The organism is Roseateles sp. Mitsp63, from assembly GCF_059491535.1.
In genome coordinates this window covers 177,001-192,550 of the sequence record NZ_CP168509.1, presented here as the reverse complement: position 1 = coordinate 192,550, position 15,550 = coordinate 177,001, and the positions used below count along the sequence as shown (strand labels likewise).

At 71.9% G+C, this 15,550-nt stretch carries 13 protein-coding genes; 4 read left to right on the top strand and 9 right to left on the bottom strand.

Annotation, left to right across the window (positions count from 1 at the left end):
* Nucleotides 1–64 precede the first annotated feature (64 nt).
* The 5 genes from ACEN96_RS00800 to ACEN96_RS00780 form a co-directional block, all read right to left on the bottom strand.
* Nucleotides 65–1,588 (bottom strand): glycoside hydrolase family 10-like protein, encoded by a 1,524-nt coding sequence (locus ACEN96_RS00800; RefSeq protein WP_495586157.1) that lies wholly within the window; start codon nucleotides 1,586–1,588, stop codon nucleotides 65–67.
* Nucleotides 1,589–1,620: 32 nt separating this feature from the next.
* Nucleotides 1,621–2,772 (bottom strand): acyltransferase family protein, encoded by a 1,152-nt coding sequence (locus ACEN96_RS00795; protein ID WP_495586156.1) that lies wholly within the window; start codon nucleotides 2,770–2,772, stop codon nucleotides 1,621–1,623.
* Nucleotides 2,769–4,052 carry an MFS transporter gene (locus tag ACEN96_RS00790; RefSeq protein WP_495586155.1) on the bottom strand — a complete coding sequence of 428 codons (1,284 nt, stop codon included), beginning with the start codon at nucleotides 4,050–4,052 and terminating at the stop codon, nucleotides 2,769–2,771. The genes ACEN96_RS00795 and ACEN96_RS00790 overlap by 4 nt, the downstream gene beginning before the upstream one ends.
* A 79-nt stretch (nucleotides 4,053–4,131) precedes the next feature.
* Nucleotides 4,132–5,034, bottom strand: coding sequence for an N-acetylmuramic acid 6-phosphate etherase (locus tag ACEN96_RS00785; protein WP_495586154.1), 903 nt, complete (start codon nucleotides 5,032–5,034; stop codon nucleotides 4,132–4,134).
* Nucleotides 5,035–5,198: 164 nt separating this feature from the next.
* Entirely contained in the window at nucleotides 5,199–6,602 is a 1,404-nt protein-coding gene (locus ACEN96_RS00780) for a hypothetical protein (RefSeq protein ID WP_495586153.1), read from the bottom strand.
* 103 nt (nucleotides 6,603–6,705) lie between these two features.
* On the opposite strand from ACEN96_RS00780, the gene ACEN96_RS00775 reads away from it, so the two are divergent.
* The 4 genes from ACEN96_RS00775 (at nucleotide 6,706) to ACEN96_RS00760 (ending at nucleotide 12,237) form a co-directional block, all read left to right on the top strand.
* Nucleotides 6,706–7,869, top strand: coding sequence for a phospholipase A (locus ACEN96_RS00775; protein WP_495586152.1), 1,164 nt, complete (start codon nucleotides 6,706–6,708; stop codon nucleotides 7,867–7,869).
* 148 nt (nucleotides 7,870–8,017) lie between these two features.
* Entirely contained in the window at nucleotides 8,018–8,284 is a 267-nt protein-coding gene (locus ACEN96_RS00770) for a hypothetical protein (RefSeq protein ID WP_495586151.1), read from the top strand.
* A 183-nt stretch (nucleotides 8,285–8,467) separates the two neighbouring features.
* Nucleotides 8,468–9,832, top strand: coding sequence for an MATE family efflux transporter (locus ACEN96_RS00765; RefSeq protein ID WP_495586150.1), 1,365 nt, complete (start codon nucleotides 8,468–8,470; stop codon nucleotides 9,830–9,832).
* A 236-nt stretch (nucleotides 9,833–10,068) separates the two neighbouring features.
* The gene (locus ACEN96_RS00760; protein WP_495586149.1) at nucleotides 10,069–12,237 is read left to right on the top strand and encodes a S8 family serine peptidase; all 2,169 of its coding nucleotides are present in this window, start codon (nucleotides 10,069–10,071) and stop codon (nucleotides 12,235–12,237) included.
* Nucleotides 12,238–12,276: 39 nt separating this feature from the next.
* On the opposite strand, the gene pssA is transcribed toward ACEN96_RS00760, so the two are convergent.
* The 4 genes from pssA to ACEN96_RS00740 form a co-directional block, all read right to left on the bottom strand.
* On the bottom strand, nucleotides 12,277–12,894 hold the full coding sequence (pssA, locus tag ACEN96_RS00755; RefSeq protein ID WP_495586148.1) for a CDP-diacylglycerol--serine O-phosphatidyltransferase: 618 nt from the start codon (nucleotides 12,892–12,894) through the stop codon (nucleotides 12,277–12,279).
* A gap of 287 nt (nucleotides 12,895–13,181) precedes the next feature.
* Nucleotides 13,182–14,303 (bottom strand): nucleotidyltransferase domain-containing protein, encoded by a 1,122-nt coding sequence (locus ACEN96_RS00750; protein ID WP_495586147.1) that lies wholly within the window; start codon nucleotides 14,301–14,303, stop codon nucleotides 13,182–13,184.
* Complete coding sequence (locus ACEN96_RS00745; RefSeq protein ID WP_495586146.1) at nucleotides 14,300–15,256, bottom strand: HprK-related kinase A; 957 nt, start codon at nucleotides 15,254–15,256, stop codon at nucleotides 14,300–14,302. The genes ACEN96_RS00750 and ACEN96_RS00745 overlap by 4 nt, the downstream gene beginning before the upstream one ends.
* Nucleotides 15,253–15,528: an HPr-rel-A system PqqD family peptide chaperone gene (locus ACEN96_RS00740; RefSeq protein ID WP_495586145.1), complete on the bottom strand. Its 276-nt coding sequence runs from the start codon at nucleotides 15,526–15,528 to the stop codon at nucleotides 15,253–15,255. The genes ACEN96_RS00745 and ACEN96_RS00740 overlap by 4 nt, the downstream gene beginning before the upstream one ends.
* Nucleotides 15,529–15,550 lie beyond the last annotated feature (22 nt).

Sequence of the window (15,550 nt, the reverse complement as noted above, 5' to 3'; positions counted from 1 at the left end):
GGCGTGATCACCGCACGCGGCCAGGGTCAGTCGTTGCGCCGAATCGACAGAATGGGCCTCGGGTTCAGGCCACGAACGTCGTGCGGGGGCCTTCCTCGCCGATCGCGTTGAGCGCCGACAGCACCAGCGTTTCGCCCGCGGCCGTCGCGGGCAGGCGTCCGTCGGGCGGCAGCGCGTCGAAGCGCCAGGCACCGCCCGGCGCGCGCCGCCAGAGCGCGAATCTCGCCGCTGGCGGGCCGCTCACCATGGCGCGCAGCGCGCCGTTTGCTTCCCTGGCGAGCGCGACCGGCCCGCACGCTGGCGCCGTCAGCCAGGGCGTTGCCGGCGGCAGCGCCGCCTGCGCGTAAACGCCCTCCCGCAGCGCGTCCGCGATGCCGCGGCGGTTCTTCAGCAGCGCGACCATGCTGAAGTGCAGATGCCCATGGGTTGGCGGTGCGGCGCGCATCACCTCGATCTGCGCGGGAATCTCGTCCAGCGGCCAGCCGTCGGCGTCGTTGCCGGCCCGGCTGGTGAAGAGGCCCGGCCAGACATGGCGCCCCAGCGGATTCACGCCTTGCCAGGCGCGCATCAGCGGTTCGAAGGCCTGGGCCTTCTGAGCGCGCGGCCAATAGAGCTGCGGCGCGAGGTAGTCCAGCCAGCCCTCGGCGAGCCAGTGCTCGACATGGGCATAGAGCTTGTCGTACTGCGAGAACCCCGTGATCCCCGCCGGCCGCAGGTCCGGCCGCGGCAGCCCGAACGGACTGATGCCGACGCGCGCTGCCGGCTTCAGTTCGCGGACCAGCTCGTGCATTCGCCGCACCAACTGATCGACGTTGTCGCGCCGCCAGTCGGCGCGCGCCAGCGTGCCGCCGCCGCGCACGTAGCGTTGCCAGCTGGGCTCGTCGGGGAAGTCGATGTCCTGCTTGGCCGCGTCCTGGACCGGATACGGATAGAAGTAGTCGTCGATGTGCAGGCCATCGATCTCGTAACGCGTCAGCAGGTCCCGGCACACGGCCAGCGTGTGCTCGGCGGCGGCGGGCTCGCCGGGATCGATCCAGAGCTGGTCGCCGTACTTGCGCACCCACTCCGGCCGCGTGCGGCTCACGTGCAACGGCGCCGGGGCCGAGCGGGCGCCGCTCTGCTTCGCGCGATAGGGATTGATCCAGGCGTGCAGCTCAAGCCCGCGCGCATGCGCCTGCTCGATCCAGACCGCCAGCGGGTCATAGCCCGGCCCCTGGCCCTGGACGCCGGACAGGTATTCGCTCCACGGCTCCAGCGCCGAGCGGTACAGCGCGTCCGCGCTGGTGCGCACCTGCAGCACGATCGCGTTGAGGCGCAGCGCGCTCGCGCTGTCGAGCAGCGCGTGGATCTCCGCGATCTGCGCCGCGTCGCTCAGTCCGCGCCGGCTCGGCCAGTCGATGTTGGCCACGGTGGCGACCCAGGCGGCGCGGAACTCGCGCGGCGCGGGCGGCGGCACCTCGCCCCCCGAGGCGCCCGGCTGCGCGGGCACGGCCTGCGCAGGCCGCGTCGAGCAGCCCGCCAGCGCGCCGCCCAAGGTTCCCATCACCGGCGCGGCCAGGGCCGCGGTCATCCACTGTCGTCGTCGCATCGAAGCTCACCCGGCGGCGCCGCGCGGCCCGCTCACACCTTCACGATCCAGCCGCGCCGCCACATCGCCCAGGCGATGCCGTAGAACACCGCGACGAAGCCGGCGGCGAACAGCAGCGACGCGAAGCGCGGGTCCACCGGCAGCGCGCGCAGCGGCGCGAAGAGCCAGACCTTGAGCGAGACGCCCTCGGCCACATGGACCAGCCCGAGCAACCGGGCGACCAGGCCCGACAGCACGAACAGGAACAGCGCGTTCATGCCCAGCACCACCAGCGGCTGCAAGCGCCGCGCCATCGCGTCGCGCATCCGCGGCAGGGGCGCGGCATCGAGCAGCCAGTAGAACACGCCGAACACCAGGCAGCCCCAGCCGGTCGTGAGGAAAACGAAGGCGGGGGTCCAGAGATTCTTGTTGATCGGCAGCGTCCAGGCGTCGAGGACCTGGGCGATCCACAGGCAGGCAAGACCCGCCACCATGAACCAGGTGGCCTTCTCGCCGGGATCGCGGCCGCGCCGCGCGAGCCAGCGTCCCGCGAGCAGCCCCGCGATCTGGCTCGCCACCGCGGGAAGCGTGCCCAGCAGGCCCTCGGGGTCCCAGGTCTTGCTCCTGACCCAGAGATGGCCCGAAAGCAGCGTCCGGTCCAGCCAGGCGCCGACGTCCTCGCCCGGCTGCAGCGAGCCGCGATGCCAGACGCCCTGCGCGTCGGGGACGGCAACCAGTGTCTGGACCAGTCCGTAGCCGAGCAGCAGTCCGATGAACCACGCCAGCTGGGCGCGCCCGCCGCACCAGAGCGCGATCGGCGCCACCAGGATGGTGACCAGCCCGAGGCGCTGCAGCACGCCGGGAATGCGGACCGTGCCGGGATCGACATGAGGAAACAGGTTCAGCAGCAGGCCGATCAGGACGATCGTCGCGCCGCGCCGCCACATGTGGCCCAGCAGCGCGCCGCGGTCGACCGACTGGCCGCGCCGGGCCAGGCTGAAGCTCATCGAGATCCCGCTGATGAAGACGAAGAACGGGAAGATCCAGTCGGTGAAGGTCCAGCCATGCCACGGGGCGTGCTCGAGCGGCGCGTAGAGCGCGGACCAGTCGCCCGGGTTGTTGACCAGCAGCATCGACGCGATCGCGAAACCGCGGAAGGCATCGAGCGCGAGCAGCCGCTCGCCGCCGGCGCGCGGCGCGCTCATGACGCCTTGCGGCCGAAGCCGTCGGGAATCCGGATGAGCGCCGTCATGACCAGCGACGGGATCGTGGCGATCAGCACCCAGGCGAAGAAATGCAGGTAGCCCAGGTGGTCCTGCAGCCAGCCGCTCCACATGCCGGGCAGCATCATCCCGAGCGCCATGAAGCCGGTGCAGATCGCGTAATGGGCGGTCTTGTGAGGGCCCTCGGCGACCAGGACCATGTACATCAGATAGGCGGTGAAACCCAGGCCGTAGCCGAACTGCTCGACGGCCAGCGCGGCGCTGACGATCGCCAGGCTGCCCGGGTGGGACCACGCCATCGCGAGGAAGACCGCATTGGGCACGTGCATCGCGAGGACCAGCGGCCAGAGCGCCCGCTTCAGCCCCACGCGCGAGATGATCCAGCCGCCCAGCAGTCCGCCGCAGGTCAGCGCGAGCAGCCCGATGGTGCCGTACGCCAGGCCGACCTCCTTGTTGCTCAGCGCCAGGCCGCCCTTGGCCACGCTGTCGAGGAGGAAGGGCGTGGCCAGCTTCAGCAGCTGCGCCTCCGGGAAGCGATACAGCAACAGGAAACCGAGCGTCACGGCCAGGCCCGGCTTGCGGAAGAACTCGAGAAAGATCTCGAGGAACATGCGCGGATGACGCTGGCCGGGCGGCACCGGCGCATCGATCGCGGGGCGCGGCAGTCGCCACCAGTGGTACGCCGCGAGCACCAGGAAGATCCCCCCCAGCAAGGCCATCACGCCTTGCCACGCGAGCGCCCAGCTGCCGCCGCGGTCATGCCACTCGCCGGCGAGCCACACCAGCCCGCCCTGGCCGCCGATGTTGGCGACGCGATAGAAAGTCGAGCGCACGCCGACGAAGGCGGCCTGTTCATGCTTCTCCAGCGCGAGCAGGTAGAGCCCGTCGGTGGCGATGTCATGCGAGGCCGAGGCGAAGGCCATCAGCCAGAACACCGCGAGCGACAGCTGGAAGAAACGCGCCATCGGCAGCGTCAGCGCCACCATCGCGAGCGCCGCGCCGATGGCGAACTGCAGCGTGACGATCCACAGCCGCTTGGTGCCCAGCATCTCGACCAGCGGCGACCACAGCGGCTTGATGACCCAGGGCAGGTAGAGCCAGCTGGTGTAGAGCGCGATGTCGGTGTTCGAGAGGTCCAGGTTCTTGTACATGATGACCGACAGCGTCATCACGACCACGTACGGCATGCCCTGCGCGAAGTACAGCGTGGGCACCCAGGCCCACGGGCCGCGGGCGCTGGAGGAAACGGAAGAGGCGTGCATGGCCCTCAGTGTCGGTGCAAACGCGGAGGCGGCCGCATCGGGACATGCCGCGCCTGCGTGCGGACCACGGGCGCGGCGGTCAGCGGTCGGCAAGCGCGCGCCGCACGCTGCCCGCGTGGCGCGCCAGCAGCGCCTGCGCACCGTCGGCGTCGAGCTGGCGCAGCAGCATGACGACCGCGGTCTTCACGCTGAAGCCGCTTCGGCCCAGCGCCTCGCGCGCCGCGGCCTCGTCGGCGCCAGCGGCCCGCATCGTCAGCGCGACCGCGCGGCGCACCAGCTTCGCGTTGGTCGCCTTCATGTCCACCATCAGGTTGCCGTGGACCTTGTGCAGCCGCACCATCAGCGCGCTCGAGAAACTGTTCAACGCGATCTTCTGCGCCGTGCCGGCCTTCAGCCGCGTGCTGCCGGAAATGACCTCGGCACCGGTGTCCAGCAGGATGGGATGCGCGCTCGCGGCGAGCACCGCCGCCCCCGGGTTGTTGGCCAGCGCCATCGTCAGGCAACCCGCCGCCCGGCCGGCCGCCAGCGCGCCCAGCACATACGGCGTGTGGCCCGAGGCCGCGATGCCGATCAACACGTCATCCGGCGTGGGGCGAAGCGCCTCGATGTCGCGGCGGCCCTGGCCTTCGTCGTCCTCCGCGCCCTCGACGGCAACGAACATCGCCCCCTCGCCGCCCGCCAGCACCGCCAGGGCCCGCTCGCGCGGCCACGAAAAGGTCGGCACCAACTCGACACTGTCCAAGACGCCCAGCCGGCCGGACGTGCCCGCGCCGGCATACAGCAACCGGCCACCCGCCGCGATGCGCGGCAAGGCCGCCTCCACCGCCGCAGCCAACGCCGGCGCCGCCGCCCGCGCCGCGTCCACCGCGACACGCTGGTCATCGATGAAGACCTCCATCAGACGGGCGCTGTCGTACAGATCCAGGTCGGGATGGAGCTCGCTCGGGGATTCGGTGTTCAGAGGCTGCTGGGAATGAGGCATGACCTACTCTAGTGGCCAGGCCGGACCGCTGCCAATGAAACGGCGCGGGAACGCCATAACCCATGGTGATCGCGAGGGCTCTGGCAAGGACTGCCACCGGCGGCGCGCAGGCCCGACCAGGGCATGAGGCCTCGCGTCCGCGAACCTCACGCCCTGTTCGAGCCTCACCGGCGTCCAGGCGCGCGGGCCTCGGCGTCGAGCACGGACTGGATCACTTCGGCCAGGGCCACCGGCGTGGGAGCGGCGTCGAGCTCGACCAGCACCATGTAGCCGCGGTCCCGGCCCTGCGCGGTGAAGGCCTGCAGCAGCGCGATCTGGTCGCTGTGCACCATGACACCCTCGGGCGACCAGTACTCCATCGCGACCAGGCAGCCATCCGAGGGCGTGCCCGGATAGAAACGGCTGCCCGCGTAGTAGCGCGGGTCGATCGTGCTGCCATGCATCAGCATCTCGTCACGGCCGGCACGGCCCGCCAGCCATGCCTCCTGCAGCGGGGCGTAGTCGCGCCATGAGGCGGGCAGCAGCGCGCGGTAACGATCCAGCGTCCAGGCCGGCTCGTCGGCGCCCGGGACGCGCTGCTCGTACTCGGCCACGCTCGCCTCTCCCGGCACCTTGGTGTGCAGGTACGGCGTCGGTCCGATCCAGATGTTGGTCGCGGCCCGGCCCGCGCCCTGGATCGTGAACAAGCCCTGCGGCGTGTTGCCCAGCGTGATCGTGCCGGGCAGGCCGCTGCTCGAGAACGCCAGCTGCTCGACGTTGAAGATCCCGCCGTCGGCGCGCCGGACGAAACGGCCGTCGGCCTGCCGCACCAGCGCCAGCCCCATCTGCTGACGGCCCGGACGCTGGAAGCTGAAGACCACCGGATAGCCGGGACGTATCGCCAGCAGATCCGCCAGCGGCGGCCGCGCCGGCTGCGGCACGCCCTGCGCCGCGGCCACCGCCGTCGCGAGCGCCTGCAGCCGCGGCTCGTCGCGGTCGCGCTGCGCGAGCTGGGACTGGATCAGCGCCAGGTCAGCCGGCTGGCGCGACTGCATCAGCGCATAGGCGGCGATGGCGAATTCGCGCGGCGTGGCGAGCTGCGGCAGCAGCGGGCGCAGCAGCGGCGCGGCGTCGAAGGCATAGAGCGTGTGGGCCGCAGTCAGCAGCGGCCGCTGGACGTCCACCGGTTGGGCGCCAAGCGCCGGCAGCGCGGCCAGCAGGGCAGGGCGGGCGCTGTCGATCTCCGTCCGGTAGTGGGCGGCCAGGCGCAGCGCCTGCGCGAGCTCGCGCAGGGCGGCCTCGTCCTGCGGCGCGGCCAGCGCCTGCGCGGCGGCGGCGCGGATGCGCGCCCGATCGGCGTCGAGCCGCTCCTGCGCCTGCGCGGCGCTGCCGACCGTCGAGCGGAACTGCTCCGGCCTCAGGGCCTGCAGCGCGACCGGGCTGAATGGCCCGGCGGGCGTGGCCGCGGGCTTGGGCAGTTGGGCACAGGCCGCGAGCAGCAGGGGCGCGCCAAGCGCCATCCAGCGGGGCCAGGACTTGCCCGTCACAGGGATGGCCGGGGCGAAGCGTGGAAGCGAGAGCGGCAGCATGGCGAGCGATTCTAGGGATCGCGTGCGGCAAGTCTTCCCGACGCGGCCATTGGCGGCCGGGAACGCTGATTGCAGAGGAGGCCGTCCGACCGAAGGAGGCCGTGTGCGGAAGTTGTGGATCCGGGAGCTGCGTCATCGTTTCGCGATGGCCGTGACCTTGCTGACGGCCTTGCTGGCGGCGCTGATCGCGGCGCTGCCGACCGACGCGTCGGCGCAGTCCGAGCCGCGCGCGCAGGACTGCGCGGCGATCGCCGACAACAGCGCGCGGCTGGCCTGCTACGACCGGCTGCACGGCCGCCCGCCCGAGGTGGCGCCCCCGTCGGCCGCCGTGCAGGCGCCGGTGCAGCCGGTGCCCGCCGCGCTGCCGGTGGCGGCGGCGGCCAGCATGCCGGGCGAGGATCCTTGCTCGCGCCTGCCGGAGGCGTCCGGCAGCGCGCGCAACTACCTGGGCTCGACGCTGTCGGAGCGCTGGGAGCTGTCCTGCCGCGATCAGCTGCCGCGCTTCCTGCCGCGCCCCTACAAGCCGGTCTACCTGCTGCCGGTGTCGTGGACCTCGCGGAGCAACCGGTCGCCGGCGCGCTCGTCGGAGACGCCCGACAACGGGCTGGTCGACGCGCTCGATCTCGACAAGAACGAGGCCAAGTTCCAGATCAGCCTGAAGTCCAAGATCTGGTCCCTGGACGACCACGGCACGCTGTCGGTGTGGGGCGCCTACACGCAGAGCTCGCGCTGGCAGGTCTACAACGGCCGGGTGTCGCGCCCGTTCCGCGAGACCAACTACGAGCCCGAGCTGATCGTGACGCACGGCAGCGACGTCACGCTGCCTTTCGGATGGAAGGCGAGCCTGGTGGGCCTGAGCTTCAATCACCAATCGAATGGCCGGGCGGCGCCGCTGTCGCGCAGCTGGAACCGGCTGATCGGCGAGCTGAGCCTGGAACGCGGCGAGACCACCGTCAGCCTGCGCCCCTGGTGGCGGATCCTGAACACCGGCAACGACGACAACCCGCGCATCCAGGACTACGTCGGCCGTGGCGAGGTGCTGGTGACACAGAAGCTGGGGCGCCACGTGCTGGCGCTGACGGCGCGGCACAGCCTGCGCTTTGGCGATCGCTCGCGCGGCTCCGCGCAGCTGGAGTGGGCGTTCCCGATCGGCGGCGGCCTGCATGGCTACCTGCAGCTGTTCAGCGGCTACGGGGAAAGCCTGATCGACTACAACTTCCGCGAATCGCGCGTGGGGCTGGGCGTGTCCGTGGTCGAGTGGCGCTGAGGCTGGCGTCCATTCGTCACGGCGATCCGGACTTCCGTCACGGGACTTGACCGCCGCCCCTTCGCGGCGGGCCGATTCGATGAATATGGCGCACCTCGCGCGGGGCGGCCCCATCGCCAGCCGGTGGCGGCTCGACTAGGCTGCGCGCATGTCCGCTTTCATCGATACCTGCGTGATCTGGGTGGTGGGATACCGCCTGGACGGGCGAGACCGCCAATGGGTCCGCGCACTGCCGCCTTGCGCGGAGGCGCAGGTGCGCGCGCTGCTGCTGGAGGAGCTCGACGAGCTCTACGGCGAGCGCGCCGAACTGGCGTCGCTGCGCGCCGCCGCCGATTCGGAGCGCGGCGCCTTCCTCGCCGGCGGCCTGCCGATGTGCCCGGTCGCCGCGGCCGGCGGCGACGCCACGCGCCCCTGATCGCCACGCCCCGCGCCTGACGCGCCGCGCCGCGGTGGCGGCGAAACCACAGACGCGGACGTCTTCGCCCGCCGGCCCCGGTTTCATCGCGGTTACGGCCTCTGGCGCGAAAGCGCCACGAGAGAATCCCGCGCTCATGTCCACCGTTGTCATCGGTGGGCCGCGATCTCCCGCCGCCGCACCATGCCGTCCCCTTCTCCGCTGCCGACGCCGACCCCGCGCCTGTTCTCGCTGGCCTGGCCCCTGTTCCTCGAGCTCTGCCTGGGGATCGCCGTCGGCGTGATCGGGACGATGCTGGCGGCGCGGATCTCCGATCCGGCCGGCGCCGCGTTCGCGCTGGCGAATCAGCTGGCGGCGACGCTCTTCATCCTGTTCCGCATCATCGGCGCCGGCATCAGCGTGGTGATCACGCAGGCGCTGGGCGGCGGCCGGCGCGCGGTGGCCGACGCGACCGCGCGCGCCGCGCTGGGCGCGAGCAGCTGGCTGGGCGGCGTCACCGCGCTGATGGCGCTGCTCTTCGCCGGCCCGCTGCTGCGGCTGATGAATGCGCCGGCCGAGGTGCTGCCGCTGTCGCAGCCCTTCCTGATGGCGCTGGCGCCGGCCCTGATGCTCGACGCCTGGAATGCCTCGATGGCCAGCGTGATGCGCGCGCACCTGCGCAGCCGCGACACGCTGATGGTGCTGGTGGCGATGCAGTTCGCGCAGCTGCTGCTGTCGCTGACGCTGATGCCGCGTCTGGGACTGCCGGGCTTCGCGCTGGCGCTGGCGATGAGCCGGGCCTTCGGGCTGGGGCTGCACGTGTGGCTGTGGCGCGCCCGGCTGGACCTGCGGCCCCGGGCCTCGGACTGGTGGCGGCTGCCGCGCGCGGAACTGGCGGCGGTGCTGCACATCGGGCTGCCCGGCGCGGCGGAGAACATCGCCTACCGGCTCGCCTACATGGTGAGCGTGGCGGTGGCGGGCCACCTCGGCGCGTCGGCGCTGGCGGCGCACAGCTACACCTCGCAGCTGATGTACTTCGTGCTGCTGCCGGGGCTGGCGACCGGCTTCGCGGCGGAGATCGTCGTCGGCCACCTGATCGGCGCCGGGCAGCTGCACGACGCCCACCGGCTGGTGCGGCGGGCGCTGGCGCGCGGGCTGGCGATCAGCGTGGCGGTCGCCGGCGCGGCGGCCCTCGCGGCGCCGTGGCTGCTGACGATGTTCACGCACGACCAGACCATCCTCGCGAGCGCCGCCGTGCTGATGTGGATCACGGTGATCCTGGAGCCGGGACGGACCTTCAACCTGGTCGTCATCAACGCGCTGCGCGCGGCCGGCGACGCGAAGTACCCGGTGGTGGTGGGCGCGGGCTCGATGCTGGTGGTGCTGGCCGGCGGGAGCTGGCTGCTGGGCGAGGTGCTGGGCCTGGGACTGGTCGGGCTCTGGATCGCCTATGCCGCCGACGAGTGGATCCGCGGCCTGCTGATGTGGCGCCGCTGGGCGCGCCTGGGCTGGGTCCCGCAAGCGCGCGCGGTGCACCGGCGGCTGCGCCTGGCCGCCCGGGGACACTGAGCCGGCGCCGCGCCGGCGCTCGCCGTGTCGGCTGATTTGACAGTCCCGCGCGTCCGCTTCGCGGGCTGCTGAAAAACTTCAATCCCTATCAGCACTTGCCGATCTGGCCCGGGGCTTGCTCGCCCCGTCTGGCCGGACGCGCGCAGATGCGCCGGCAGCGAGCAGGGGGGTGACGAGAAGCTCCGCGGCGGCGTGCCCGCATGGCCGCCATGCCTCGCGGAGAGGAGGGGACTGCCATGCCTGTGCTTGCTTCGCTCATCCTTGCCGCCGCCGCCGCGGCGCCGCCAGCCTCGACCCCGCCGTGCTCGCCGGCGCTGCCGTCGCAGCTGCGCTCGGACCAGGCGCCCACGCAGGCCCTGGACCGCTACACCGACCTGAGCCCCGCCGTCCGCGACGCGCTGGCCCGCCGCATCGCGCAGCTGCGCGTGGACGACCTGGTGATGCTGGGGCGCGAGGGCGTCCAGGGCCAGTACCGCTACGAGGACGACATCCGCCATGCGCTGATCGGCGGCCAGCTGTGCGACCGCCTCGACCTGTCGTCCTGGAAACCCGCCGCCGAGGCCGGCGCCCTGGTGTTCTGCGAGGGCGACACCTGCGTCGCGATGACCGTCGAGGGCCGCATGCTCGCGCGGCTGGTGCGGCGCAAGCCCGATGCCTTCGATGCGCTCGCGCAGGCGCTGCGCATCCGCCCGGGCGGACCGCAGTCGGAAATCATGCTGCCGCCCCCCGCCGCCGGCACCGCCAACGGCTGGGCGCGCCAGCGCCTGCTGATCCAGACCCGCGCCGGGCTCGACGACAAGGCGCTGGCCAGGATCCTCGCCCCGCATGGTGGCAAGGCACGCCGCGTCGGACGCACGCAGCTGGCCGTCGTGGACCTGCCGGCCAATGCCTCCGAGACCGCCATCGCGATGCTGCTGGCGCGCCATCCGCAGCTGAAGTCGGCCGAGCTCGACATGCGCGTCTCGCCCGCGATGGCGCCCAACGATCCCTACATGGGCAGCGAGTGGCACCTGACACGCATCAACGCGCCGCAGGCCTGGGACACGGCGCAGGGCAGCGGCATCAAGATCGCGATCCTGGATACCGGCGTCGACGGCACGCATCCCGACCTGGCCGGACATCTGGTCCCGGGCTGGAACTTCTATGACGGCAATGCCGATACCAGCGACGTCAACGGACATGGCACCGCGGTGGCGGGCGCCGCGGCAGCCGCGCTGAACAACGGCGTCGGCGTGGCCTCCATCGCCGGGCAGGCGCAGCTGATGCCGGTGCGCATTGCCGATCCCAATGCCTACGCCTACTGGAGCACCGTGGCGCAGGGCCTCACCTGGGCCGCCGACCAGGGCGCCCGCGTGGCCAACATCAGCTACAGCGGCGTCGCCGGCAGCAGCACCGTGCAGAGCGCCGCCGACTACATGCGCAGCAAGGGCGGGCTGGTCGTGGTCGCCGCCGGCAACAACGGCATCGACGAGGGCATCACGCCGACCGCCAGCATGATCCCGGTCTCCGCCACCGACGAGACCGACACCAAGACCAGCTGGTCCAGCTATGGCAGCTTCGTCGCGCTGTCCGCGCCCGGGCAGAACATCTGGACGACGCAGCGCGGCGGCAGCTACGGGACCTGGTGGGGCACCTCGCTGGCGAGCCCGGTCGTCGCCGGCGCCGTGGCGGTGCTGATGTCGGCGCGGCCCTCGCTGAGCATCACCGCGATCCAGAACGCGCTGTTCACCACGGCCGTCGACCTCGGCGCGGCGGGGCGCGATCCGTATTACGGCTGGGGCCGCCTCAACGCGGGCGCGGCGATGCAGGCGGTGCTGACCACGCCGGCGCCCGACACGCAGGCGCCGGCCGTGGCGGTCAATGCGCCGCTGGGCAGCGCGATCGTCAGCGGGCTGGTCGCCTTCGACGTGTCCGCCAGCGACAACGTCGGCGTCACCCGCGTGGACCTGCGGGTCAACGGCAGCGTGGTGGCGTCCGACACGTCGCCGCCCTATGGCTTCAGCTGGGATTCGACCCGCATGGGCAACGGGCCGGTGACGATCTCCGCCACCGCCGTCGATGCCGCCGGCAACAGCGGGACCAGTGCCTCGGTGACGCTGAACGTGTCCAACTCGGCGCTGGCCGATACCCAGGCGCCGGAGATCGCCATCACGCGCCCGGCCAGCAACACGCGGCTCACGGGCAACAACGTGACGATCACCACCAGCGCCAGCGACAACGCCGGCACGGCCGGGTTGCAGCAGACGATCTACATCGACGGCGCGGTGGTGGCCTCCGGCACGGGGGCGAGTCTGAGCTACACGTGGAACCTGAAGAAGGCGTCCAGCGGCGCGCACACCATCCAGGCGGTCGCGCGGGACGCCGCCGGCAACATGTCGACCGCGACGAGCGCCGTCACGAAGTGAGCCGGCAGCGGGCGGCGGCGCGGGCCGCCGTCCCGGCGGTCACAGCTTGGGAATGCGGATCCGGCTGATCATCAGCGAGCCCGAAATCGCGAACAGCAGCACCAGCGGATGCAGCGTGAAGCCGCCCATCCTGAGGCTGCCGAACCACAGCGCTTCGCCGATCGCGCCCTGCCAGGCCGCGATCCACAGCACGATGACCAGCAGCAGCGAGGTCGGGATGGGCGTGCCCTCGAAGTAGGCGACCTTGTCGCTGCCGCCGGAGAGGGACTCGGCGGTGATGTTGTAGCGGGCCAGGCGCGAGACGCCGCAGGCGACGAAGAAGCCCAGGATGATGCGGTCCCACAGGCCCTGCATGCCGCAGCCGTAGGCGATCACCGCCGGCGCGACGCCGAACGAGATCACGTCGGCGAGCGAGTCCAGCTCACGTCCCATCGCGGAGCTTTTCTGACGCCAGCGCGCGATGCGGCCGTCCAGCACGTCGAAGACCAGCGCCGCGGGGATCAGCGCGCAGGCGTAGTAGAGATGCAGCGTCAGCCCGGTCTGCAGGAAGGTCATGACGGAGAACAGCGCGCCGACTCCGCAGAAGGCGTTGCCCAGGGTGAACCAGTCCGCGAGATGAAACTCGCGGATCATGGAGAAAGGCTTGGGTCGGTTCATGGGGAGCGAGCATAAGCGAAGGCTCCCCGCCCCCCGGCAATGGCCGCGCCCGCCCCGCCCCGCTCTGCTCCGGGGCCGGTGTCTACCCGCACTTGCCTTGCGCAAGAACTCCCTCGCCCCCCGCGAGGGGGGAGAGGGCAGGGGAGAGGGGGTGCTTCGAACGGCAGCAGCGCTGTGGCACGAGCCCCCTCTCCCCTCCCTCTCCCCGCTGGGGCGAGGGGGTTTACTACGACGTCCGGCTCTTACCCCCTCGCCCGCTTGCGGGAGCGGGTGGGGGTGGAGGGCCATCAGCCGTTGCCTGGCACCTCAGCCTTGCGCACTTCGGGAGAGGTTGTCATCCGGGACCACGCCTTGCGCAGCAGATGCCGCGCCAGCAGTCCCGACGGCATGCGCAACCAGTGGGAGCGCACATAGAGCGCCCCTTCCGCCAGTTCATGCCCAGGCAGCCGGCAGCTGTCATGCGCCGGCCTGAGCGCGCGCCGATAGCACGCGTCCAGCAGCCTCAACGCGAGCGCGCCCGGTGGCGGCCCGACCTCCTCCAGCAGCGTCTCCGGCCAAGGCGTGTCCAGCAGCATCCGCGTATATCTCAGCGCGAGCCACAGCGGGCGCGTCAGACCAATGCGCCGCGCGCGCGCCGTCAGCCGTGGCCAGAAGCCCTCGATCGCGCCGAACTCGCGCAGCAGCGCGTCGAGGTCGAACAGGTCGCGCAGGCCGTTGGTCAGCTCGCCTTCATGGAACAGGTGGGCGGCGCTGTGCAGCAGCATGTCCTCGGGCGGCAACTCGAACACGCCGGGCAGTCCCGGCAACGGCCGCGGCGCATCGAACAGCGCGCGGCTGTCCAGCGGCGTGCGCGCGGTCGGCGGCAGCAGCGTGTGGTGCACGTCCAGCGAGGTGCCGCGCCGCTTGTGGTGCAGCGGCGGCAGCTCGTGCATCCAGTCGCGGTAATAGCGCTGGTCGTAGGCGTCCAGCCCCTCGTCGAAGTCCCACCCATGGACGAGCAGCGTGGTCTCGCAGCGCGGCAACTGCTCGGGCGGGATCAGCAGGTCGATGTCGCTGAACATCCGGCCCGGCGCCGGCGCGTGGCCGCCGAGCGCATAGGCCGCGCCCTTGAGCAGGATCAGCGGGCCCGGCAGCTCGGCCAGCGTCTGGCGCAGCAGGTCGACTTCACGGCGCAGCATCTGCGCCTGCCGCCGCGACAGCAGCAGCGCCGAGCGCAGATGCGGGCGCACCGGCTCGGGCAGGGTGTCGAGCCAGCCGCCGCGTTCCATCTGCTCGGCCAGCTTGCCGGCGAGATTGGAACGCCGCGCCTGCCGCAGCAGCAGGTCCCAGTCGGACAGCCCCAGCCCGGCGGCGACCGCCGGCTGCAGCAGCACCCGGACCAGCAGCGGCCGGCGGCGCTCGGCGCTCATGGCGCTCCCGCCGGCATGGGTGCGGACACGGATCCGGGCTCCGGCACGGATTCGGCGAGCCGGTCGAAGTGGGCCAGCGCCTCGTCCAGGCGGCTGTACTCGAAGCGGTAGCACCCGCAGGCGCCGACGAGCCGGCCCAGCGCCTGGAACCCGGCCTGGCCGTGCACGTCGTAGTTGAACGACTGCTCGGCGAGATCCATGAAGGCCCGGGCGCGCTCGATCGGCATCAGCGCGGCGGGCGCCTCGGCGCGCCAGGCCGGCAGCACGACCCAGGCCGGCCGCGCCGGCGCCAGGCGCGCCTCGATCGCGTCCCGCGGCGCACGCACCAGCGCGACGGTGCCCTTCGAGGTGTTGGGCATCGACGCGCTGAAGAACGCGTCGGGCGCGAAGGCGCGGATCAGCGGAATCGAGGCGTTCTTGAGATTGATCGGCCGCGCCATGCCGTGGACCAGGCCGGTGGCCATGTCGAGCAGGCCGAGTTCGTCGGACAGCAGCCGCCACCCGCGATGCGCCAGCGCGGCGCACAGCGTGCTCTTGCCGGAACCCGGCGGCGCCGGCATCAGCAGCGCGCGGCCACCGCGCTCGAGCACGGCGGCATGGATCAGCAGGTATTGATGGGCGTGGGCCGCGATGCACCAGTTGATGCCCCACTCGAGCATCGCCAGCGCCTGCGCGGCCGGCAGCGGCGTGAACGAGCGCTGGCCATCGAACCAGAACTCGGCGCGGCCCTGCAGCCGGCTCAGCCAATGCGGGCTGCGCAGCACGGCGACGTGGAAGTCGACGAACTCCTCATCGCCGGCGAGTTCGAAGTCGCGGTACATCGCCGCGACATCGGCCGCCAGATGCGCAATGTCGGACCGCACGCGCACGGTGAATGGCGAGAGCCTGAGCGTCAGGCCTTCGCCGCTCATCCGGGCCCGCAGCCCGTCCGTGCCGATGTCCTGCAGCTTCAAGCGCTTGGCTCCTGTGCCGGGTCCTCGCTCAGCAGGTGGATCTCGGCCAGGCGGCGCAGGTGCAGGTCGAGGATCTCGGACAGCGCTTCGGGGGCCGGCGGCTCGTCCCAGTCCACATCGCGCGCGAGCCGCTGCAGCAGCTGATCGCGGTCGAGCGGAGCGTCGGCCAGCCATTCAGCCAGTTGCGCGCCGAGCGCGGCGATCAGGTGGGTGTCCCCGCTCTCGGGGTCGAAATAGACGGCGTGCTGTTCACCCTCCCAGGCGAGCAGCACGTCATTCAGCGATTGCCTGCAG